General features: G+C 43.3%; 21 protein-coding genes. All 21 read left to right on the top strand.

Going from position 1 to position 21251, the window contains the following annotated elements:
• The first annotated feature begins 5 nt into the window (after positions 1–5).
• The 21 genes from AC1RR2_RS02235 (at position 6) to AC1RR2_RS02135 (ending at position 21248) form a co-directional block, all read left to right on the top strand.
• Positions 6–980, top strand: a complete 975-nt coding sequence (locus AC1RR2_RS02235) for an acetyl-CoA carboxylase carboxyltransferase subunit alpha (protein ID WP_493220669.1) — start codon at positions 6–8, stop codon at positions 978–980.
• A complete protein-coding gene (gene tilS, locus AC1RR2_RS02230; protein ID WP_493220668.1) occupies positions 977–2389 on the top strand; it encodes a tRNA lysidine(34) synthetase TilS in 1413 nt (470 codons plus the stop codon). Before AC1RR2_RS02235 ends, tilS begins: the two co-directional genes overlap by 4 nt.
• 45 nt (positions 2390–2434) lie before the next feature.
• Positions 2435–3139, top strand: a complete 705-nt coding sequence (dnaQ, locus tag AC1RR2_RS02225) for a DNA polymerase III subunit epsilon (RefSeq protein ID WP_493220667.1) — start codon at positions 2435–2437, stop codon at positions 3137–3139.
• Positions 3140–3674: 535 nt separating this feature from the next.
• Complete coding sequence (flhD, locus tag AC1RR2_RS02220) at positions 3675–3992, top strand: flagellar transcriptional regulator FlhD (protein ID WP_390209525.1); 318 nt, start codon at positions 3675–3677, stop codon at positions 3990–3992.
• A 48-nt stretch (positions 3993–4040) separates the two neighbouring features.
• Entirely contained in the window at positions 4041–4592 is a 552-nt protein-coding gene (flhC, locus tag AC1RR2_RS02215; protein WP_493220666.1) for a flagellar transcriptional regulator FlhC, read from the top strand.
• A 63-nt stretch (positions 4593–4655) separates the two neighbouring features.
• On the top strand, positions 4656–5408 hold the full coding sequence (locus AC1RR2_RS02210; protein WP_493220665.1) for a class I SAM-dependent methyltransferase: 753 nt from the start codon (positions 4656–4658) through the stop codon (positions 5406–5408).
• A gap of 134 nt (positions 5409–5542) precedes the next feature.
• Positions 5543–6403 carry a flagellar motor stator protein MotA gene (gene motA, locus AC1RR2_RS02205; RefSeq protein WP_493220664.1) on the top strand — a complete coding sequence of 287 codons (861 nt, stop codon included), beginning with the start codon at positions 5543–5545 and terminating at the stop codon, positions 6401–6403.
• Positions 6404–6420: 17 nt separating this feature from the next.
• Positions 6421–7338: a flagellar motor protein MotB gene (gene motB, locus AC1RR2_RS02200; RefSeq protein WP_493220663.1), complete on the top strand. Its 918-nt coding sequence runs from the start codon at positions 6421–6423 to the stop codon at positions 7336–7338.
• A gap of 58 nt (positions 7339–7396) precedes the next feature.
• Positions 7397–7945: a chemotaxis protein gene (locus AC1RR2_RS02195; RefSeq protein WP_493220662.1), complete on the top strand. Its 549-nt coding sequence runs from the start codon at positions 7397–7399 to the stop codon at positions 7943–7945.
• A 53-nt stretch (positions 7946–7998) separates the two neighbouring features.
• The gene (locus tag AC1RR2_RS02190; RefSeq protein WP_493220661.1) at positions 7999–8364 is read left to right on the top strand and encodes a response regulator; all 366 of its coding nucleotides are present in this window, start codon (positions 7999–8001) and stop codon (positions 8362–8364) included.
• 48 nt (positions 8365–8412) lie between these two features.
• Positions 8413–10458, top strand: coding sequence for a chemotaxis protein CheA (cheA, locus tag AC1RR2_RS02185; protein WP_493220660.1), 2046 nt, complete (start codon positions 8413–8415; stop codon positions 10456–10458).
• 34 nt (positions 10459–10492) lie between these two features.
• On the top strand, positions 10493–10999 hold the full coding sequence (locus tag AC1RR2_RS02180; RefSeq protein WP_493220659.1) for a chemotaxis protein CheW: 507 nt from the start codon (positions 10493–10495) through the stop codon (positions 10997–10999).
• A gap of 70 nt (positions 11000–11069) precedes the next feature.
• Positions 11070–11957 (top strand): CheR family methyltransferase, encoded by an 888-nt coding sequence (locus tag AC1RR2_RS02175; RefSeq protein ID WP_493220658.1) that lies wholly within the window; start codon positions 11070–11072, stop codon positions 11955–11957.
• 3 nt (positions 11958–11960) lie between these two features.
• Positions 11961–12569 (top strand): chemoreceptor glutamine deamidase CheD, encoded by a 609-nt coding sequence (gene cheD / locus AC1RR2_RS02170; RefSeq protein ID WP_186942954.1) that lies wholly within the window; start codon positions 11961–11963, stop codon positions 12567–12569.
• A gap of 74 nt (positions 12570–12643) precedes the next feature.
• On the top strand, positions 12644–13720 hold the full coding sequence (locus AC1RR2_RS02165; RefSeq protein ID WP_493220657.1) for a protein-glutamate methylesterase/protein-glutamine glutaminase: 1077 nt from the start codon (positions 12644–12646) through the stop codon (positions 13718–13720).
• Positions 13721–13817: 97 nt separating this feature from the next.
• Positions 13818–14213 (top strand): chemotaxis response regulator CheY, encoded by a 396-nt coding sequence (cheY, locus tag AC1RR2_RS02160; RefSeq protein WP_314862798.1) that lies wholly within the window; start codon positions 13818–13820, stop codon positions 14211–14213.
• Positions 14214–14442: 229 nt separating this feature from the next.
• Positions 14443–15657, top strand: coding sequence for an EAL and HDOD domain-containing protein (locus AC1RR2_RS02155; protein WP_493220656.1), 1215 nt, complete (start codon positions 14443–14445; stop codon positions 15655–15657).
• A 267-nt stretch (positions 15658–15924) separates the two neighbouring features.
• Entirely contained in the window at positions 15925–17076 is a 1152-nt protein-coding gene (gene flhB, locus AC1RR2_RS02150; protein WP_493220655.1) for a flagellar biosynthesis protein FlhB, read from the top strand.
• The gene (gene flhA / locus AC1RR2_RS02145; protein ID WP_493220654.1) at positions 17073–19157 is read left to right on the top strand and encodes a flagellar biosynthesis protein FlhA; all 2085 of its coding nucleotides are present in this window, start codon (positions 17073–17075) and stop codon (positions 19155–19157) included. The genes flhB and flhA overlap by 4 nt, the downstream gene beginning before the upstream one ends.
• Positions 19154–20413 carry a flagellar biosynthesis GTPase FlhF gene (flhF, locus tag AC1RR2_RS02140; protein WP_493220653.1) on the top strand — a complete coding sequence of 420 codons (1260 nt, stop codon included), beginning with the start codon at positions 19154–19156 and terminating at the stop codon, positions 20411–20413. Before flhA ends, flhF begins: the two co-directional genes overlap by 4 nt.
• A complete protein-coding gene (locus tag AC1RR2_RS02135; RefSeq protein WP_493220652.1) occupies positions 20406–21248 on the top strand; it encodes a MinD/ParA family ATP-binding protein in 843 nt (280 codons plus the stop codon). The genes flhF and AC1RR2_RS02135 overlap by 8 nt, the downstream gene beginning before the upstream one ends.
• Positions 21249–21251: the final 3 nt, after the last annotated feature.

The following is a 21251-nucleotide window of genomic DNA, read 5'->3' as shown; positions in this document are numbered from 1 at the left end:
GCACGATGACTAAAACGACATTTCTAGGATTTGAGCAATCAATCGCAGAACTTGAGACCAAAATAGAAGAATTGCGTTTTGTGCAAGATGATTCTGCGGTAGATATTTCAGAAGAAATTGATCGACTGTCACAAAAAAGTCAGATGTTGACAAAAGATATTTATGCCAAATTGACGCCTTGGCAGGTTTCTCAAATTTCCCGTCATCCACAACGTCCCTATACGCTCGATTACATTTCCCAGATATTTACGGATTTCCATGAGTTGCATGGTGATCGTTCATTTGCGGACGATTTGGCAATTGTCGGAGGTTTGGCACGATTTAACGGTCAGGCATGCATGGTAATCGGACATCAAAAAGGTCGTGATACCAAAGAACGAGCAATGCGCAATTTTGGTATGCCTAAGCCTGAAGGCTATCGTAAGGCGATGCGTCTGATGAAGTTGGCCGAAAAATTTGATATTCCGGTTTTTACCTTTGTTGATACGACTGGTGCATGGCCAGGGATTGATGCAGAAGAGCGTGGGCAATCTGAAGCTATCGGTCATAATTTATACGTCATGGCCGAGTTGAAAGTGCCATTGATCGCGACCATTATTGGTGAGGGCGGTTCTGGGGGCGCTTTGGCGCTGGCGGTTGGCGACTCAGTGTTGATGCTGCAATATGCGACGTATTCTGTAATATCTCCTGAAGGATGTGCTTCTATTTTATGGAAGACTTCCGAGCGCGCCTCCGATGCCGCGGAAGCACTCGGTTTGACCGCAAATCGCTTAAAAGCAATGGGTTTAATCGATAAAATTGTTAATGAACCATTGGGCGGGGCTCACCGTGACCCCAAACAAATGTGCGCTTTAGTTAAGCGTGCATTGGCGGATACATTGCGCCAATTCCAAGGTATGAAGACTAAAGATTTACTAGCGGCTCGTCATGAAAAGTTGATGAGTTATGGTAAGTTTAAGGAAACCCGAGTAGCAGAATGAGTTCATCGCACTTAAACAGTGCTAAGCAACTCGAACAAGGTTTTTTTGCCAGACTTGCTGGCATCATAGAGAGTCAAGTACCTGCTTGTAAGCAAAAAGGGTTTGCAGTTGCTTACAGTGGGGGACTTGACTCAACTGTCCTGCTTAAGATCGCCCATCGTTTTGCTAAGCAAGAAAATATTCCCCTACATGCCTTTCACATACATCATGGATTGAGCCCCAATGCGGATGCCTGGTTGCAACATTGTCAGGACGTGTGTCATGAAGACCATATTCGCTTTCGAGCTTCACGGGTAGCGGTCAGCTCTCAAGGTTTGGGCATCGAATCGGCAGCACGTAGCCAGCGTTATGCCGCGTTGGGACAACTTTGTGCGCTTGATCAAATTCCTCTCTTACTCACCGCTCATCACCAAGATGATCAGGCTGAAACCATGTTAATGCAGTTGTTGCGTGGCACTGGGGTGCGAGGTTTAGCGGGAATGGATTATTTCAATTACGCTGCTTCACTACTCGAAAATGCGGATTTGCTGTTAGCGCGCCCCTTGCTGCAGGAAACGAAACAAACCTTGCTTAGCTATGCGCAATCACATGATCTCTCACATATTGAAGACGAATCAAATACCGCAACTTGTTACACTAGAAATGCACTTAGACTCTTGGTGATGCCAGAGATAGAAAAAATTGCGCCTGACTTTTCTGAAAGGCTGTTGCGCACTTCAGAACATGTACGCTCTGCAAATCGTATCCTTGATGAAGTCGCTGAGCAAGATTTTGGGCTTTGTCGCGATGGTGCTGATTTAAAAATTAGTGCATTGAGTGCCTTAAGTCCCGATCGATTGACTAATCTATTCCGATATTGGTTATCGAAACATGGCCTGCAATTACCATCCTCTTCTAAACTACGTGAAATGCAAGCCCAATTGTTTGAGGCGCGTGAAGATGCGCGCGTAACAGTTCAACATTTGGGTTTTGTTTTATACCGCTATGACGACAAAATCAGCTTGCTTGATACAAGTCGCATCAGTAGCTTTGTAGGTACTTTAGGTTTTCAATGGAAGGGCGAAGAGAGTCACTATTTCCCAGAGTTAAAAGGACGTCTTTTATTTCAGTATGGCGACATAGGCATTGATGCTGAATTTCTTCTAAATAATAAGTTGGAAGTCCGACAGCGCGCTGGTGGTGAGCGCCTACGACTAGGCAAATTACGGCCATCTAGAGACATGAAAAGTCATTTTCAGAGTTTGCGAATACCGTTCTGGCGTCGAGAGAAATTACCTTATATTTATTTCGATAATCGTTTGCTTCATGTGGGTTTAGTTGGTACCGACGCGGCTTTTTTGTCCGAATCTTTGAGCGCAGCTAAAGTCAGTCTTTCTTGGCTTCCCGATGAAGTAATCAACAATATTTAAGTCGAAGATATTAAATAAAATAAACTAGAAAAGAGAGAAGTGTCTATGAGCAGACAAATTGTATTAGATACTGAAACGACTGGTCTAAATCCTCGTTTAGGAAATAGAGTCATCGAAATTGGTTGTGTTGAATTGCTTGATCGCAAGTTGACTGGGAATAATTTTCATCGTTACATCAATCCAGAACGTGATTCAGAAGAGGGGGCGCTAGCCGTTCATGGATTGACGACTGAGTTTTTGAGCGACAAGCCTGTCTTTGCTCAGATATCAGCGGAGTTTATTGAATTTGTTAAGAATGCAGAAATTATTATTCATAATGCTCCGTTTGATTTGGGCTTTTTGAACGCTGAGTTTGAGCGCCTGGGACTGCCCAAATTTGAAGAGCATGTATCGAATGTGGTCGACACTTTAGTTCAGGCAAAAGAACTTCATCCTGGTAAACGTAATTCTCTAGATGCTCTGTGTGATCGTTACGAAGTTTCCAATTCACACCGAAAGTTGCATGGCGCTTTATTGGACGCTGAGTTATTGGCTGATGTATTTTTAGCCATGTCTAGAGGGCAGAATAGTTTTAGTATAGAAGAGGAAGAGCAGACTCAGGTCATTGCTAAAGTTGTAGAAATTGAAGAGATTGATTTTAATGTATTGGTTTGTAATGCAAGCGACGCTGAATTGAACATGCATGAGGAATTGCTTAACGATATTTCTAAAGCATCCAATGGAAACTGCTTCTGGAAAACGGAATCCTAACTCGTCGAAATAGTAATCGGGTGTGTTGATCAGCACATTTTTTTGAATTTATCGATTTGGCAGTGACTAAATTACATGTTTTTTTAATGCTTTCAGGCAAAATACCAACAAAATTTTGAATTTTTTTTGAGCGCCACCCTAAAGTGGCGCTTTTTTTTGCCGTTAAGCTTTGTAGGAATAGCTCAAAATAAATTTAAAAATATTTTCCTGTTGACCCTAAAGTTTTCGGAATCACTGCCGTTAATGTATTTGAAGGCAGTAGTTTTATTTTTAAAAAATATCTAAGTTATTGTTTTTATGATGGTTTTCTTGATTCATGCTGAAATAAGAAAATTATTAATTTCAAATTAAAATTGCGAATTTATTTTCGCAACTCTTCATTGCTGATCCAATGTAGGATGAATTCCTATTGGGTCTTTCTTTATTTTCCGAATTCAATTCCGCAGTTCCGCTGATACACCAGTATTTTGCTTGGTAACACAATGTATCCCACTGGCAACACATTCTGTCAGGATTAAATAGTGGGAGTGCTAAAATGACACCAAATGATATGATGGCTGAAATTCGCGATGCTAACTTGAGTTACCTCATGCTCGCTCAGCAAATGATTCGTGCGGACAAGGCAACTGCGATCTTCCGTTTGGGTATTGGTAAAGAAATCGCCGATCTGATTGAGGGTTTAAATAACGCTCAAATTTTGAAACTGGCAGGTTCCAACATGATGTTGGCACGTTTCAGATTCGAAGATAGTTCAATTCTTTGCATGTTGACAAATTATAACAAAGAACGCTCTTTGGCGCATTCTCATGCGGCTATATTGATGGCTGGCCAAAAAGTTGAAGAAATTGCTTAAGTGTTTGAATTAGCGTTTCACATTGTTCTTGAATATTGAGGTGTAATCATGGCAACGAAAAGTATTGTAAATGAGGCTAACGAAATTCAATTGGCTGTTGATTTGGTCAACTTGGGTGCACGCTTACAGTTACTCGAATCGGAAACTTCATTGTCACGTGAGCGTTTGTTGAAGATTTATAAAGAGTTAAAAGGTGTCTCTCCACCTAAAGGTATGTTGCCGTTCTCAACCGATTGGTTCGTTACTTGGCAGCCTAATATTCATTCGTCGTTGTTCATGAATATTTTCAAATATTTGCGTGAGCATGCTGGAATTAGCGGCATCCATGCGGTTGTTAAAGCTTACAAGCTTTATCTTGAGCAGATGCCTATTGCAGATGGTGAGGAGGCTGTGCTATCGCTAACGCGTGCCTGGACATTAGTGCGTTTTTTTGAAGGCAACATGCTCTCGTTTGTGAAGTGTGAGCATTGTGGAGGCCAATTTGTCGGGCATTCGCTTGATTTGCATGATCATTATGCTTGCGGACTCTGTCATGTTCCTTCCCGTGCTGGTAAAACGAAAAAATCACGTTTGACAGAAATGTCACCGGTGCTGAATTAGTTGCGATAGAATTTGCTTGCTTTAGTTTAGGCTTTTGTTTGTAGCTTATAAGGGGTGAGCAATTTGAAGTTGTCTATTGGTGTTCGATCTTTGCTGCTGCAAATTGGCAGTTTGGTTTTGACGTATTTTTTGTTGCTGTTTCTGAAATTTAGTTTTGATCTTGTAGTTTCGCTCTTATTTGCCATTTTGCTTCATTGCTCTATTGCTGGTGTCGCAGCTCTGATTCTGCGATTTGATTGGTGGTGGAGTCTCATCCAATTTTCTTTCCCTTTGTTGATTTATTTCTCTTATCAACAAAATATATCTCCGCATTTTTATCTCATCGGGTTATTTGTTCTAAGTTTGCTGTTTTGGTCAACTTATCGAACGCAAGTTCCTTACTATCCTTCAAAAGCCATTTTAATAGAGCCAATACTGGATCTGTTGCCAATTGACAGAGAATTTAAATTTATCGATTTAGGTAGCGGCATGGGGGGATTGCTTATAAAGCTATCTCAGCGTGCTACATCAGGGCGATTTTATGGTGTCGAAATTGCCCCTTTGCCTTGGCTTGTTAGCACATTGCGAGCAACAATTGCAAAGACGGGCGTTAAGATTAATTTGGGTAGCTATACTGAATGTAATTTGGCGTCGTTTGATATTGTATTTTGTTATTTGTCACCGGCAGCGATGCCATCGATTTGGGGACAGGTTCAAGCTCAAATGAGGCCTGGATCGATTTTCCTGAGTTATGAATTTGTGGTTCCTGGCATAGAGCCAGATCTGCGTTTGGAATTGGAGCCAAGTGGTCCAATTTTGTTTGGCTGGCGCATATAATGAAACAACACAAATATATTTTTTGAGCAATATTCTGGGAAATGTTGCCTAATGTTACCAGATCGCTGGTATTCTTAAGCTGTAGCTCGAAAACCGTGTTAATTCGAGGTCCAACTGATTAAGGAGTCTAACTCGTGTTAGTTATTGTGGGTTATATAGTTGTATGTGGATCCGTATTCGGCGGTTTTATGCTTGCCGGCGGACATATGGCAGTGTTGTTTCAGCCAATTGAATTACTGATGATTGGTGGCGCAGCAGTTGGTGCTGCTTTGGTTGGCAATACCCCTAAATCTTTGAAGGCATCATTGAAGGCTTTGCCTTCTGTATTAAAGGGCTCTCCGTACACAAAGGCGATGTACATGGAGTTGATGACCATGTTGTTCGATGTCCTCACAAAAATACGCAAAGAAGGTTTAATGTCAATTGAAGGTGACATCGAAAAGCCTGAGGAAAGTCCATTATTTAGTAAGTATCCCTTGGTAGTAAATGACCATCATTTGATGGAATTTTTGAGTGATTACTTACGTTTGATGGTGTCGGGAAATATGGATGCCTTTCAGATTGAAAATCTGATGGACAACGAGCTTGAGACGCATCACCATGAAGGCGCAATTCCTGCGCACTTTATGGCTAAATTGGGTGATGGTTTGCCTGCCTTCGGTATTGTTGCAGCAGTGATGGGCGTTGTGCATACGATGGAATCAGTTGGCATCCCTCCGGCCGAGCTGGGAATATTGATTGCTAAAGCCTTGGTTGGAACATTTCTTGGTATTTTGTTGGCATATGGTTTTGTTGGGCCACTTGCTAGTTTGTTAGAGCAAAAATTGGATGAGTCATCTAAAGCATTTCAGTGTGTCAAAGTGACTTTGTTGGCGAGTTTAAATGGTTATGCGCCGGCTCTTTCAGTTGAATTCGGACGAAAGGTTCTGTACTCGACAGAGCGCCCAAGTTTTTCTGAGTTGGAAGAGCATATTAAACAATCAAAGTCAAAATAATTGGGTAGATAGTTAAAATGGCGAATGATGAACTCAGGCCAATTATTGTAAAGCGAATCAAGAAAGTCGCTGGCGGCCATCATGGCGGTGCTTGGAAAATCGCCTATGCGGATTTTGTGACCGCTATGATGGCATTTTTCTTGCTGATGTGGTTATTGGGTTCGACTGCAAAAGGTAATTTGCAAGGTATTGCAGAGTATTTTCAAACGCCATTGAAGGTTGCTATGTCTGGCGGCGATGGTAGTGGAGATAGTTCTAGTGTAATCAAAGGTGGCGGCAAAGATCTTTCTTTGCAAGAAGGACAAAAACGTAAGGGGGAGATTGACTCCGTTAAGAAAACTTACAATCTTCAAGCTGCGGAAGCGGCATTAGCTAAAGCTGACGCTGAGAGACTAAAAAATCTAAAAGAAAAAATTGAAGCGGCAATTGAATCAAATCCAACACTGAAACAATTTAAGAAGCAGCTTTTGCTCGATATTACGACTGAAGGTTTGCGGATACAAATGGTTGATGAAAAAAATCGACCTATGTTTGCTTCTGCTAAGGCTGACTTGCAGCCCTATACCAGAGAGATCTTGCACGAAATCGGCTTGGCTTTGAATGAGGTTCCGAATCGCATCAGTTTATCTGGACATACTGACGCGGCACCTTATGGTAGTGGTGAGAAGGGGTATAGTAATTGGGAGTTGTCTGCCGATCGGGCTAACGCCTCTCGCCGTGAATTAATTTATGGTGGGATGGATGAGAAGAAAGTGCTACGCGTCGTTGGACTTTCATCTTCAGTTCTATTTGATAAAGTCGATCCATTAAATCCTGTTAATCGTAGAATTAGCATCATTGTGATGAATAAGAAAACTGAATTGTCAGCCTCTCAAGATGGTGGCGAAGTTGACTTAGGGAAGTCAATTGAAGTCCCAATTGAGGGAAATAAGTAAGATGTCAATCATCACTTGAAGAGTTGCAATCGACGGATTGCAGAACGGGACGCTAACGATGTCAAAGAAAAAGATGTTGGGATCTAGAGTAAAGCAACTGTTAGCTGGGGTTTCAGATCACGGCGTTGCCCACTTGCTTGAAGTTGAAACTGATTTGATTCAGACCACAATTCTACTTGCGGAAGCGATTGAAAAGCTTGGTGCAAATTTCTTGGACTTGCATGCCTCCGTGCTTTCTCAAGAAGAACAGATTAGTATGATTGTGAGTAGTGTGAATGTGCCAGAAGAAAATGTGGAGAAATTAAAGCAAATTCAGTCTGACATTGCATTGCATATCAATAAGGCGGTTACCAGTCTGCAATTTCAGGATCTTACTAGTCAATTAATTTCGAGAACGATGCAACGTAGTGCCGGACTCAGAGAGTTGCTTTGTACTTTGGATGTTGTCGGCAATGTGATTTCGACTGTCGGAGAAAATGATGAAATCGAAAGCTTATTAACTGAAGTGACAGAAAAGTTAGAACAACAGAGCGTTGAATTGAAGAGCCTTTTACGCAAGACCGTCAATCAAGAGCATTTGGATAGCGGTGATATCGAATTATTTTGAGTTGTGCTTAGATCTGGGAATTTTATTTCCCGAATTTTCTGAATGGAGTAATGATGGCCAAAACAATTTTAGCGGTAGATGATTCAGGGTCTTTACGTCAAATGGTTGCCTTTAGCTTGAAGGCGGCCGGATACCAGGTCATTGAAGCTGTAGATGGTCAAGATGGTCTTGAAAAAGCAAAGAATCAAGTCGTGGATTTAGTTCTGACCGATCAAAATATGCCTCGTATGGATGGCTTGACTTTAATTAAGTCACTGCGTGCAATGCCAAGCTATCAACGTGTTCCTATTTTGATGCTGACGACAGAATCAAGTGACGATATGAAAGCCAAAGGTCGAGCTGCAGGTGCTAACGGTTGGTTGGTGAAGCCATTTGATCCACAGAAGTTAACCGAAGTGGTAAAAAAAGTTATTGGCTAGTTTGCGCAATTATTGCGAAAAGCTTTTGAGTAAAAATGGGGTGGAATAATGACGATTGACATGAGTCAGTTCTTTCAAGTTTTCTTTGATGAGGCTGAAGAGCTTCTCGCAGAGAAAGAAAAGTTGTTATTGGGCGTGAATGTCGAATCCCCAGATCCAGAGGATCTCAATGCTATTTTTCGTACGGCACATTCGATTAAGGGAGGCGCTTCTACTTTTGGGCTGACTGATATGAGTGATGTGACTCATATCTTGGAGTCATTGTTAGACAAAATTCGAAAAGGTGAAATGGCGCTAACAGCCGAGCATGTCGATGCATTTCTAGCTGCGAAAGATATTTTGAAGATGCAATTGGATGGGCATCGAGTAGGATCTGCTGTAGATCTAGATGCCGTTGGCGATGTCAGAATGCTCTTGCAATCGTTTGCTCAGGAAGAGATTAAGACCAAACCGGCAACTGTTGCTGAATTGAGTTCACTATCTAAAGCGCCTCATGAAGATGAAAAATTTCAATTTTGCTTTCGCATAAAGTTTATCGAGGTTGGAGACGAAGATCTAAAGTTATTGACCAATGAATTGGGACTGTTAGGTACTGCTTCTTCTGAAAAAACAAAAGAGGGGGGCGCGACGATTGTCTTGAATACGAATGGTAGTGAAGACGATATTTTGGCGGTCTGTTCTTTTATTCTGGACGTCGATAAAATTTCAATCTCACGTGAAACGCTGTCGCACGAGTTTGATTCTACTGCAGAGAAGACAGAAGAGGAGTTGGGATATGGTTTCTTTCAACCCTTAGATCAAATGTTTCCGCCGGAAGCTCAGCAGGAAACTCAAGCTGAAACTGCGAAAAAAATAGAAAAAGCGGTACAAGATGTTACCAGCAGCGCAAAACCACAAGCAAAAAAAGAAGTTGATAAAAATGTAGGCACGCAAGAATCGACCACAATACGAGTAGGTATAGAAAAAGTCGATCAAATTATTAATTTGATTGGTGAATTAGTGATCACCCAGGCGATGTTGGCACAGCGTACGCAGGATTTAGATCCTGTGTCTAACGAGCGTTTGCTTAGTAGTGTTGCTCATTTGACGCGCAATACCCGAGACCTGCAAGAGGCCGTCATGTCGATTCGCATGATGCCTATGGATTATGTGTTTTCGCGCTTCCCACGTATGGTCCGTGATCTCGCAACAAAATTGGGTAAAAAAGTCGAGTTTGTCACCTATGGTGCTTCAACAGAATTAGATAAAGGACTGATTGAACGCATAGTCGATCCTCTCACACATTTAGTGCGAAACAGTATAGATCATGGAATAGAAATGCCAGCAACGCGCGTTGCAAATGGCAAGAGTGAGACTGGCAGATTATCGCTTTCTGCTGTACACCAAGGTGGCAATATTGTGATCGAAGTATGTGATGACGGTGGTGGTTTGCATCGTGATCGGATTTTGGAAAAGGCCAAACAAAATGGTTTGGCCGTTTCTGATTCAATGTCAGATGTCGATGTCTGGCAATTGATATTTGCACCAGGATTTTCCACGGCGGAAGTCGTTACAGATGTATCTGGGCGCGGCGTTGGCATGGATGTCGTCAAACGGAATATTACGCAAATGGGCGGCGTGGTTGACATACGCTCAGCAAAAGGTTTTGGTACTACCATCACGATTTCCCTGCCGTTGACCTTAGCAATTCTTGACGGAATGTCGATTAAAGTCGGGGAAGAGATCTATATCCTGCCTCTGGGTTTTGTCGTGGAGTCATTGCAACCAAGGCACGAAGATATTAAGGAAATTAATGGTAAAGGTCGGGTGATTAAAATACGCGAGGAATACTTGCCTTTAATTCCCTTATATGAGACGTTTAATATCATTCCGCAGCATACCAATCCGTCTGATGGAATCACCGTTATCGTAGAGGTTGATGGAAAAAAAGCGGCCTTATTTGTGGACGATCTGGTAGGGCAACAGCAAGTTGTTGTGAAAAATATTGAATCGAATTATCGGAAAATTCCTGGAATTTCAGGGGCTACTATTTTGGGTGATGGTGGCGTTTCCTTAATTCTTGATGTCGCAGCTTTATTGCGTTCAGTACGATAATTTTGAATTAACATTGGTTTATGGGGAATTTAACATGGCACAAAATTCTGACAATTCAGTTGCAAGTAGTACTGCAAATAAAGGTGATATTACTACGCATGAGTTTCTTGCGTTCACCTTAGGCAGTGAAGAGTACGGTATTGATATTTTGAGAGTGCAAGAGATTCGTGGCTATGAAGCCGTGACTCGAATTGCGAATGCGCCTGAATTTTTGAAAGGTGTTATTAATTTGCGCGGCATTATTGTGCCGATCGTAGATATGCGCATTAAGTTTAATCTCGGTACTCCAACTTATGACCAATTGACTGTGGTAATTATTTTGAATATTGGTACACGTGTGGTTGGCATGGTCGTCGATAGTGTTTCTGATGTAATGACTTTACTGCCTGAACAAGTGCGTCCTGCGCCAGAGATGAACACCACTTTCAATGATGATTTTTTGATAGGCTTGGGTACACTCGACGAACGTATGTTAATTCTGGTCGATATCGAAAAATTGATGTCTAGCCCCGAGATGGGATTAATGGATCACGCGGATTGAGTATATTTTGAATGCAATCGAATCACGCTTGCTTGTAGGATTGATGTTTATTTGAGACAGGAAAAATCGGATGGCGAAGCCGGCAGATAGAACTGAAGGTGAAAAAGAATTTCTATTCAATCATCGTGATTTTGAACGCGTTCGTGATTTGATTTATCGCCGGGCAGGTATCTCTTTATCGGATAGTAAGCAGGAGATGGTCTACAGCCGATTGGCAAGACGTTTACGTGCCACAGGTATTGTGTCTTTTGCGACTTACTTGGATTTACTTGAGCGAGAAAGTGAGAGTGCTGAATGGGAAGCGTTCACCAATGCTTTAACGACGAATCTGACATCGTTTTTTCGTGAGGAGCATCATTTTCCTATTTTAGCGGAACACGTAAAGAAGAAAAATGGACCGCTGCGAGTTTGGTGTTCGGCAAGTTCTACCGGTGAAGAGCCCTATTCAATTGCAATCTGTATTTGCGAAGCTCTACATACTTCAAAACCAAATTTGCAAATTGTTGCAACTGATATTGACACAAATGTTTTGAGTGTTGCCGCGCGCGGTGTCTACAACATAGAGCGTGTAGAAAAAATGGCACCGGAGATCGTACGCAAATACTTTCTCAAGGGGCGTGGTAAGAATGAAGGTACTGTACTAGTTAGACCAGAATTACGTGATTTGATTTCATTTGAACCACTTAATTTGCTAGATGATAGATGGCATTTAAACGGCGAGTTTGATGCAATTTTCTGCCGAAACGTCATGATTTACTTTGATAAGCCTACGCAATCAAATATCTTGAAAAAATTTGTGCCACTAATGAAGTCGGACGGTTTGCTATTTGCCGGGCATTCAGAGAATTTCTTGTATGTTTCCGACGATTTTAAGTTGCGTGGAAAGACCGTTTATGTCTTAGCAAGTCAAGATGATAAACAGAAGAAGTCTGGCACTCACGATCTAAATAAAAGGTGATCCATGAGTCAGTTTAGTGAAGAACACTTTGCGACTAACGTTTATTACGATCGCACTTTTGATTGTGATGCAGCGAAGATATTACCTGGTGAGTTTTATTTCACAGGTAAAGACATGTTAATCGTTACTGTTTTGGGATCGTGTGTCTCAGCCTGTATTCGTGATCGTGTCTCCGGCGTAGGCGGAATGAATCATTTTATGTTACCCGATGGCGGCGAAAATTCGGACAATCCGGTGTCTGCTTCAATGCGCTATGGCACTTATGCGATGGAAGTACTGATTAACGAATTGCTAAAGGCTGGTGCTCGTAGAGAGAATATGGAAGCCAAGGTTTTTGGTGGTGGAAACGTCTTGCGTGGTTTTACAGCGATTAATGTCGGTGAGCGAAATGCAAAGTTTGTTTTGGATTATCTAAGAATGGAAAGGATGCGCGTCATAGCCGAAGATCTTAATGATATCTATCCGCGCAAAGTTTACTTCTTTCCTCGTACTGGTAAAGTATTGGTGAAGAAGCTAAAAGTTGAGCATAACGATACCTTGAAAAAACGCGAGCTCGATTATGCAAGTCGATTAAAGAGTGCTCCTGTTGGCGGGGATGTAGATTTATTTTGAATGTAAGGCAGTAGTTATATGCTTGCTTTTTTACATACTAATGAAGACGAACAATCACCCGACGTGGAATACCAATGAAGATTAAAGTATTAATTATTGACGATTCGGCACTGATACGCAGTATTTTGACCGAAATTATTCGCAGCCAGCCGGACATGGAAGTTGTCGGTGTTGCGCCTGACCCTTTGGTTGCGCGTGATTTGATTAAGCAATGCAATCCAGACGTGCTTACGCTTGATGTAGAAATGCCGAAAATGGATGGCTTGGACTTCTTGGAGAAATTAATGCGGCTGCGACCTATGCCAGTGATCATGGTATCGTCGTTGACTGAGCGAGGATCCGAGATCACGATGCGCGCCTTAGAGTTGGGCGCGGTGGATTTTGTGACGAAACCAAAACTCTCGATCCAAAGTGGAATGTTAGAATATTCTCAGGTAATTACTGACAAAATTCGGGCAGCATCAAAAGCAAAGATTCGTGCCAGAACCATAGCAAGTGGCAACCATAATCACCCAACTTTGTCAGTACTGCCATCTGTAAGGAATCCATTGGTGAGTAGTGAAAAATTAATCATTGTTGGTGCTTCTACAGGCGGAACGGAAGCGATTAAGAATTTTTTAGTGCAAATGCCATCTGATTGTCCTGGGATACTGATCACTCAACATATGCCGGAAGGATTTACCAAGTCATTTGCGGCTCGTTTGAATGGATTGTGCAAGATTTCGGTTTCGGAATCGCAAGGTGGGGAGCGCATTTTGCCAGGACATGCTTATATCGCGCCGGGTCACTCTCATTTGTTATTGGCACGTAGTGGTGCGAATTATGTGACCGAATTGAGCGATGGTGAGCCGGTAAATAGGCATAGACCTTCGGTCGATGTATTGTTTCGTTCGGCGGCAAAGTATGCAGGTAAAAATGCAGTTGGCGTTATTTTGACTGGCATGGGTAAGGATGGTGCTGAAGGAATGTTGGAAATGAAAAATTCTGGCGCGTACAATTTTGCCCAAGACGAAGCAAGCTGTGTAGTATTTGGAATGCCCAGGGAAGCAATTGCAGTTGGTGCTGTCAATGAAGTAGCGCCGCTTAACGAACTATCTCATCGAGTCCTTCATTATCTGGATCAGCATGGTAGTCGAGCGTTGCGTGTTTAGTGTCAAATCAGGGAATTGCGAAGAAATTGCATACCCAAATATGTGTATATAACCGATAATATGTACTACCGTCCTTTGTGAAATTATGGAGTAAGTTATGGCTGATCAAAACCTCAAATTTTTAGTTGTAGATGATTTTTCAACTATGCGTCGTATTGTACGAAATCTTCTCAAGGAACTTGGATATTCCAATGTTGATGAGGCAGAAGATGGTGCCTTAGGATTGGCCAAGTTGAAAGGTGGAGATTTCGACTTCGTTATTTCGGATTGGAACATGCCAAATATGGATGGCCTGACGATGTTGCAGCATATTCGTGCTGATCCAGCGTTGGCAAAGTTGCCTGTTTTGATGGTGACTGCAGAGGCGAAGAAGGAAAACATTATTGCTGCAGCCCAGGCTGGCGCAAATGGCTATGTTGTCAAACCTTTTACGGCAGCGACATTGGATGAGAAGTTGTCAAAGATTTTCGAAAAATTAGGCAAACCTGCCTAGTTTCTCGCTTATCAGATTGAACAAGCAAACGTAATAATGGAATGAAACTGTCTGGAATTTTGTAACAGTTAATTTCATGATCAGAACGTGATGAAAGTTGATTTCTTTGGCTGCACTCAGGCTCAATTGTGGATCGCGTGTCCAGATTTAGTTGTAGATCAAATCGAAACCAAATTGAAAAATATTGAAATTGATTTTGGTTTTTAATTGAAAAAATAATTCTTAATTTATGAGTGATGTAAATTTCATTGTCAGAGAGCCTTTACTGGATCCAACTCAACGAGTCATAGGATTTCAGCTGTCGTGGCAAAATGGTGCAAAGAATGTTGAGGTGGATATTTCCACGCTGAGTTCTTTGATGTCTTTTGTTGCGGCTGAATTTCATGATGAAGAAAAGGGTTTTTTGCTCGGGGATAGTCTGATTTTCTTGGAGGCTGTTCCTGGCTTGTTACAAGCGGAAGGTTTGCGTCAACTTTCTGCGAAAAATACCGTTTTGATTTTCTCGAAACGTTATTTTGGTGATCCTGCTAGTTTGGAAACGATCAAAGAGTTACGTGCTCTAGGCTTTGGTATATGTCTCCGTAATGCGGATATTACCGCACTCGAGCGTTCATTTTTCTCGCTGATTACCCACATGGAAGTACAGCTCGATTCCAGTAACTTGGCATCGCAAGCAAAAATGTACGCTGCGCTTAAACAGTCAAATGTTCAAATGGTGGCGCGTAATGTCGGTAGCTGGCAAGATTTTGATGCCTGTGCGGCTTTGGGCCTCTCGAGTTTTGTCGGCAAACTGCATTTGACACCTCGCCCAAACTTGGCGCAAAAGGGGCTAAATACGACGCAGACTACGATACTTCAATTAATGGAAATGATACGCAAAAACGCGGATATTCAGCAATTGGAAACCGTGGTTAAACGCGATGCTGCTTTGGCGTATAAATTATTACGATATATAAATTCTGCCGGTTTTGGTTTGCGTACAGAAGTACAGTCACTAAAGCATGCCGTCACAATTTTGGGTTATAGCCCTCTATATCGCTGGTTGTCGCTATTGTTGGCAACAGCTAGCACGAACGGAAATTCTCCAGTATTGCTTGAAACTGCAATTATTCGCGGGCGTTTCGCAGAGATACTTGGTCAGCCATTTATGAGCAAAACCGAGGCTGAAAATTTATTTGTTGCAGGCATGTTTTCCTTGTTAGATAGATTACTCGGCTTGCCGATGGAAGAAGTTTTGTCAACGATCCAATTACCTGAATCGGTAGTTGATGCATTAGTGTCACGCAGCGGCGTGTATGGCCCTTATCTAGCTTTGGCGGAAGCTTGTGAATTAAATAGTATGCTGGTGCAATCATTAGCGGAAACACTAAAAATTGCACATGAAGATGTTAATAAGGCACATCTTTCGGCATTGGTGTGGGCGAAAAATATCGCTTCAGCCTAGTTTCTTTCTTAAGACTAGCACTTAACCCGGTGCTAGCTTGTCTTAATTGACCAAACTCTGCAATCGAATTCAGATTGCAGAGTTTTTTTATTGTACTTTCCGATTTTCTTTCACCTTACTCACGCTTTTTAGTGGGATTCGCCTTTCTCTCTTGTTTTTGAGAACTAAGGGGTGAATCACTGCTTATTCCATTGATGTCACGCGGCGCTTTTCGTTAATAATTTGTCCTAGAGAGATAGTGCTAGTACCGATACTAATGGAAAACAAATGGCTGACGACAGTGGATTAGAACGGACGGAACCGGCCTCGCCCCAGCGCCTTGAAAAAGCGCGTGAAGAGGGCGACGTCCCGCGCTCCCGTGAGCTTTCGACCTGTACCGTGCTATTGGCTGCGGGCGGTGGTCTATTTTTCTATGGCGATACGCTGTTCCGTCAATTGGAAAAGAGTCTGGTTACTGGTGTGTCGTTTGAGCGGGCGGTGGCATTCGACTCAAGTTTCTTGTTGACTCGGATCTTAAATATGGTTGAAGAGGTGATGCTGGCCTTCATGCCGATTGCTGCGCTCTTATTGATTGCTGCATTAGCTTCACCATTATTAATTGGTGGTTGGTTGTTTAGTTTTAAGGCCTTAGAGCCTAAGTTTTCACGTCTCAATCCTATCGCTGGTTTGGGCAATTTAGTTTCTGCACGTTCTGGTGTTGAACTAGTCAAAGCTATTTTGAAAACGATCTTGATTGGTGTCATCGCATGGGTTGTGATCATGCGTCAAAAGGAGGCAATTTTCGGTCTGGTGCATGAAACACTACAGCAAGGTAGTGCACACGTGGGCCATATGCTGGGTGTTTGTTTTTTGACGATTGTGAGTGGTTTGGTTCTGATTGCAGTCATCGATGCGCCATATCAAATGTGGGCATATGCCGAAAAGTTGAAAATGACGCATCAGGAAGTGATACAAGAATCAAAAGAAGCAAATGGTAATCCTCAGATCAAAGCCAAAATACGTGCACAACAACGCGAGATGGCTCGCCGCCGTATGATGGCTGAAATTCCGACCGCCGATGTGGTGGTGACGAATCCAACCCACTTTTCCGTTGCTCTAAAATATATTGATGGATCCGGTGCGCCGCGCGTTGTGGCAAAAGGTACCGACGTAGTCGCGGCTCGAATTCGTGAGATCGCAAAAGAAAATAATGTGCCAATTCTAGAGGCCCCTCCGTTAGCACGTGCTCTACACAAACATACAGAACTAGGCGACGAAATTCCTGAGGCCTTGTACGCAGCAGTCGCTGAAATACTCGCGTATGTATTCCAACTAAAGACTTTCAAAAAAACGGGTGGTTTGCCGCCTCAAGAACCTAAGAATATTGCTGTGCCAGATGGTCTGGATCCAATGTCAATAAAAAGTGAAATGCCAACATGAATTCCTTAAAATTTCCTAGCTGGTTATCGGGTATGGGGAGTAAAGCTCTAGCGGCACCGATATTAATCATCATGATGTTGTCGATGATGATTTTGCCTTTGCCGGCGTTTGCTCTGGACATTTTCTTTAGTTTCAATATCGCGCTATCAATTATCGTTTTGCTGACTAGTCTTTATACTGTGCGACCTTTAGATTTTATGGTGTTTCCAACGGTTTTGTTGGTGAGCACCATGTTGCGTCTGTCACTCAATGTCGCATCAACTCGTATTGTCCTGACAGAAGGACATACGGGCCCAGATGCTGCCGGTAAAGTCATTGAGGCCTTCGGACATTTTTTGATTGGCGGTAATTACACAGTTGGTATCGTCGTCTTCATTATTTTGACTATTATCAATTTCACGGTGGTGACAAAAGGTGCGGGGCGTATCGCTGAAGTTGGTGCTCGTTTTGCCTTGGATGCGATGCCTGGAAAACAGATGGCGATTGACGCTGATTTGAATGCTGGATTAATTGGTGAACAAGATGCTCGCAAACGTCGTACTGAAGTGGCTCAAGAAGCCGAATTTTATGGCGCAATGGATGGTGCCAGCAAATATGTGAAGGGTGATGCAGTCGCGGGCATTATTGTGACCATCATTAATATCGTAGGCGGACTGATTGTTGGTATGGTGCAGCATGATCTCGACTTTGCGAATGCGTCGAGAATCTATGCGCTACTAGCAATTGGTGATGGCTTGGTTGCGCAAATTCCTTCTTTGATCATTTCTACTGCAGCAGGTATTGTGGTTTCTCGTGTGGCGAGCGAACAAGATATTGGCAGTCAATTTATCAACCAATTGTTTGCTAAACCACAGGTTCTTTACATTACGGCTGCAATTATTGGCGGTTTGGGTGTCATTCCAGGTATGCCACACATCGCATTCATCCTGCTGGCCGCAGCGCTAGCTGGCGGCGGGTATTTAATGGAAAAACGTGCAGCTGCGCCTGAGGCCGCAGATCAGGCGCCGGTGGCACCAGCACCAACCCCTGAAATGGAAGAAGCGACTTGGCAAGACATCCTTCCTGTTGATACTTTAGGCTTGGAAGTAGGCTACCGTTTAATTCCACTGGTTGATAAAACTCAAGGTGGCGAATTACTGCGTAGGATCAAAGGCATACGAAAAAAATTCGCACAGGACATCGGTTTTTTATCGCCACCAGTTCATATCCGTGACAATCTGGAGTTGAAACCAAGTGCCTATAGGATTGCCCTTAAAGGAGTTGAAGTTGGAGCGGGCGAAGCCAATATGGGCCAATTTTTGGCGATAGATCCTGGCATGGTTACAGGTCCATTGCCAGGTATTCCAACAACCGATCCTGCCTTTGGCTTGCCTGCCGTGTGGATAGATGCTGCGACCAAGGAGCAGGCTCAGTCTATGGGATACACCGTGGTAGATGCTGGGACAGTCATTGCCACACATTTGAATCATCTCATCACAAGTAACGCTTCTGAATTATTAGGTCGTCATGAAGTTCAGCAATTGCTCGATCATTTGGCGAAAGATTCACCGAAGCTAATTGAAGATTTAACGCCACGCGTCTTGTCTCTATCGATCATTCAAAAAGTATTGCAGAACTTGTTGATAGAAGGGGTACACATCCGTGATCTGCGAACGATAGTAGAAACCCTGACTGAGTTCGCCACTCAAACACAAGACGCGAATGAACTAACGGCGCAGGTCAGGATCGCTTTGGGACGCGCAATCGTGCAACAGATTTTCCCCACTGGGAATGAGCTGAGTGTCATGACTCTGGACAATAAATTGGAGCGCTTACTCATGCAAACCTTACAGGGCAATGGCGTCGATGGCGCCAGCATGGAACCAGGTCTGGCCGACACTTTAGCAATGCAAACCGAGGTCGCAGCACAACATCAACAGCAAATGGGGCTAACGCCCGTGTTATTGGTACCAGGCCCTTTGCGCGCCTTGATGGCCCGATTCCTACGGCGTAGCTTGCCTCAGGTCAAAGTGTTATCGCATGCGGAATTGCCAGAAACAAAAACTATACGGGTGACTAGCCTAGTTGGAGGACAATTATGAACGTTAAGAAATTTATCGCGCCTAGCTCACGCGAAGCTTTAAGAAAAGTACGTGCCGCCTTGGGCGATGATGCCGTCATTTTGTCGAATCGGAATGTCGATGGACAAGTAGAAATCTTGGCGATGAATGACAGCATGTTAGGATCTATCATGCCTGAATCAGCCAAGCCGCAAGTGACAGTGGATCAGCCACAATTTAATTCCAAAGCACATTTGACAGAGCCTAAATTTGATACGAACCAAGTTTGGGAGGCTGAGCAGACTGTGCGTGCCAATCAAGCTGAGATGGCCTTGATGATGAATGAAATTCGCTCTATGCGCGGGATGTTGGAAAATAAAATGTCCGAAATCTCATGGCAAGGTACGCAACAAAAGTCACCACATAAAGCTGACATCTTGCGCGAATTATTGGCCACTGGTTTCAGCGCAAGTTTGTCGCGCCACCTGGTTGAAAGAATGCCTGAATCTGAAAATGCGACGTCCGGCCTAGAGTGGGTTAAGTCGGTTTTGGTCAAAAACATGTCGGCAATTAATAACGAAAATGAAATCTTGGAGCGCGGCGGTGTGTACGCGCTGGTCGGTCCCACGGGTGTTGGAAAAACCACTACCACCGCAAAGCTGGCTGCACGTTGCGTGATGCGTCATGGTCCTTCGAAATTGGCTTTGATTACGACTGATGCGTATCGTATCGGTGCCTATGAGCAGTTGAGGATTTACGGGAAAATTCTCGGTGTTATGGTGCATTCCGTCAAAGATGAGGCAGATTTGAAAATTGCCTTGCGTGAGTTAAAAGACAAACATACCGTTTTGATTGACACGGTCGGCGTCAGTCAGCGCGATAAAATGGTCACAGAACAGGTTGCCATGTTGTCTGGTTCGGGTGTCGACGTGAAGCGCTTGCTGTGCCTCAATGCGACGTCAACTGGCGAGACACTGAGCGAAGTAGTACGTGCATATAAAGGTAATGGCCTGTCTGGTTGTATTTTGACTAAACTTGATGAGGCAGCGACCATCGGTGGTGCATTGGATATTGCGATTCGTCAAAAATTAAATATTTATTATGTGGCGAGTGGTCAGCGCGTGCCCGAGGATCTGCATGTCGCCAATAAGCTATATCTGGTGGATCGTGCTTTCAAATTGAAACGTGAAACCTCCGCCTATAAATTTGAAAATGATGAGCTGCCTCTATTGATGTCGAGTGGGACAAGTTTCAATAGTGCACATGGAGCGGCGAAAGCGGGAGTACATCTTGGCTAAATTTGATCAGGCGGAAGGCTTGCGGCGCATGCTGGAACTGCCTAAACTACGTGTACTCACCTTTATGTCTGCCCTGCCTGCAGAAGAGCGAAATGGAACGCTGATTAATCTTTCAGCGACGTTCGCACGTAGCGGCAAAAATACATTGATGGTTGATGCAAAATCAACTAGCTCAACATTAAGTGCTTGGCTAAACTTGAAATCTGATCAGACGCTGTTGGAGGTGGCACGACATCAGCGTACAATGGACGCTGTGATAAAGGTAGTGTCGCCAGGGTTATCCGTGACGAAAGTCGCGAATATCATCCCTAAGTCTTTAGGCTTGCCGCAAAGCGGTTATCGTGACCTATCAAAAGTATTTGACTTGGCTGCGAACCGATCAGATATGGTGGTGGTGGATTGTGAGTTGAATTCTGATGACTCTTTTATTTTGTCTTCGTTTGATGAAAGCGAAATGTTGATTCAAGTATCGACTGATCCAGCGACAATCACGAATGCTTATGGCCTGATTAAGCGTTTGAATAATCGCCTTGGCAGACGTACTTATAATATTGTCGTGTCTGGCGCAACGGAAGATCAGGCTCAGCGTGTCTTTTCAAATTTATCTTTGACCGCGCGACGTTATCTGGCGGTAGATTTAAATTTTGTTGGGCATGTGCCTGAAGATATGTATTTGAAACGAGCTACAGAGTTGGGAAGAACGGTAGTAGATGCCTTTCCTTTCTCGAAAGCTGCAAATGCTTTTGTGCGCATGGCGGATAAACTGGTATCTTCTGCAAGCGGGAGCTTCCAATTGAATTCAATACCTGCTCTGGGTGCTCATTTGGAATATTAATTA

The sequence above is a fragment of the Undibacterium sp. GW821-FHT11H02 genome (assembly GCF_058808015.1).
Note: the sequence above shows the minus strand (reverse complement) of the source record. Positions and strands in the feature narration are given on the sequence as shown.

What these genes read in the sequence shown, in the direction of transcription:
- AC1RR2_RS02180 (WP_493220659.1), top strand. Translation starts at nt 10,493, where the DNA reads ATGGCACAAAATTCTGACAATTCAGTTGCAAGTAGTACTGCAAATAAA.
- flhA (WP_493220654.1), top strand. Translation starts at nt 17,073, where the DNA reads ATGAATTCCTTAAAATTTCCTAGCTGGTTATCGGGTATGGGGAGTAAA.
- dnaQ (WP_493220667.1), top strand. Translation starts at nt 2,435, where the DNA reads ATGAGCAGACAAATTGTATTAGATACTGAAACGACTGGTCTAAATCCT.
- flhD (WP_390209525.1), top strand. Translation starts at nt 3,675, where the DNA reads ATGACACCAAATGATATGATGGCTGAAATTCGCGATGCTAACTTGAGT.
- AC1RR2_RS02195 (WP_493220662.1), top strand. Translation starts at nt 7,397, where the DNA reads ATGTCAAAGAAAAAGATGTTGGGATCTAGAGTAAAGCAACTGTTAGCT.
- AC1RR2_RS02235 (WP_493220669.1), top strand. Translation starts at nt 6, where the DNA reads ATGACTAAAACGACATTTCTAGGATTTGAGCAATCAATCGCAGAACTT.
- flhF (WP_493220653.1), top strand. Translation starts at nt 19,154, where the DNA reads ATGAACGTTAAGAAATTTATCGCGCCTAGCTCACGCGAAGCTTTAAGA.
- cheY (WP_314862798.1), top strand. Translation starts at nt 13,818, where the DNA reads ATGGCTGATCAAAACCTCAAATTTTTAGTTGTAGATGATTTTTCAACT.
- cheD (WP_186942954.1), top strand. Translation starts at nt 11,961, where the DNA reads ATGAGTCAGTTTAGTGAAGAACACTTTGCGACTAACGTTTATTACGAT.
- AC1RR2_RS02175 (WP_493220658.1), top strand. Translation starts at nt 11,070, where the DNA reads ATGGCGAAGCCGGCAGATAGAACTGAAGGTGAAAAAGAATTTCTATTC.
- AC1RR2_RS02155 (WP_493220656.1), top strand. Translation starts at nt 14,443, where the DNA reads ATGAGTGATGTAAATTTCATTGTCAGAGAGCCTTTACTGGATCCAACT.
- flhB (WP_493220655.1), top strand. Translation starts at nt 15,925, where the DNA reads ATGGCTGACGACAGTGGATTAGAACGGACGGAACCGGCCTCGCCCCAG.
- AC1RR2_RS02190 (WP_493220661.1), top strand. Translation starts at nt 7,999, where the DNA reads ATGGCCAAAACAATTTTAGCGGTAGATGATTCAGGGTCTTTACGTCAA.
- flhC (WP_493220666.1), top strand. Translation starts at nt 4,041, where the DNA reads ATGGCAACGAAAAGTATTGTAAATGAGGCTAACGAAATTCAATTGGCT.
- motB (WP_493220663.1), top strand. Translation starts at nt 6,421, where the DNA reads ATGGCGAATGATGAACTCAGGCCAATTATTGTAAAGCGAATCAAGAAA.
- AC1RR2_RS02165 (WP_493220657.1), top strand. Translation starts at nt 12,644, where the DNA reads ATGAAGATTAAAGTATTAATTATTGACGATTCGGCACTGATACGCAGT.
- cheA (WP_493220660.1), top strand. Translation starts at nt 8,413, where the DNA reads ATGACGATTGACATGAGTCAGTTCTTTCAAGTTTTCTTTGATGAGGCT.
- tilS (WP_493220668.1), top strand. Translation starts at nt 977, where the DNA reads ATGAGTTCATCGCACTTAAACAGTGCTAAGCAACTCGAACAAGGTTTT.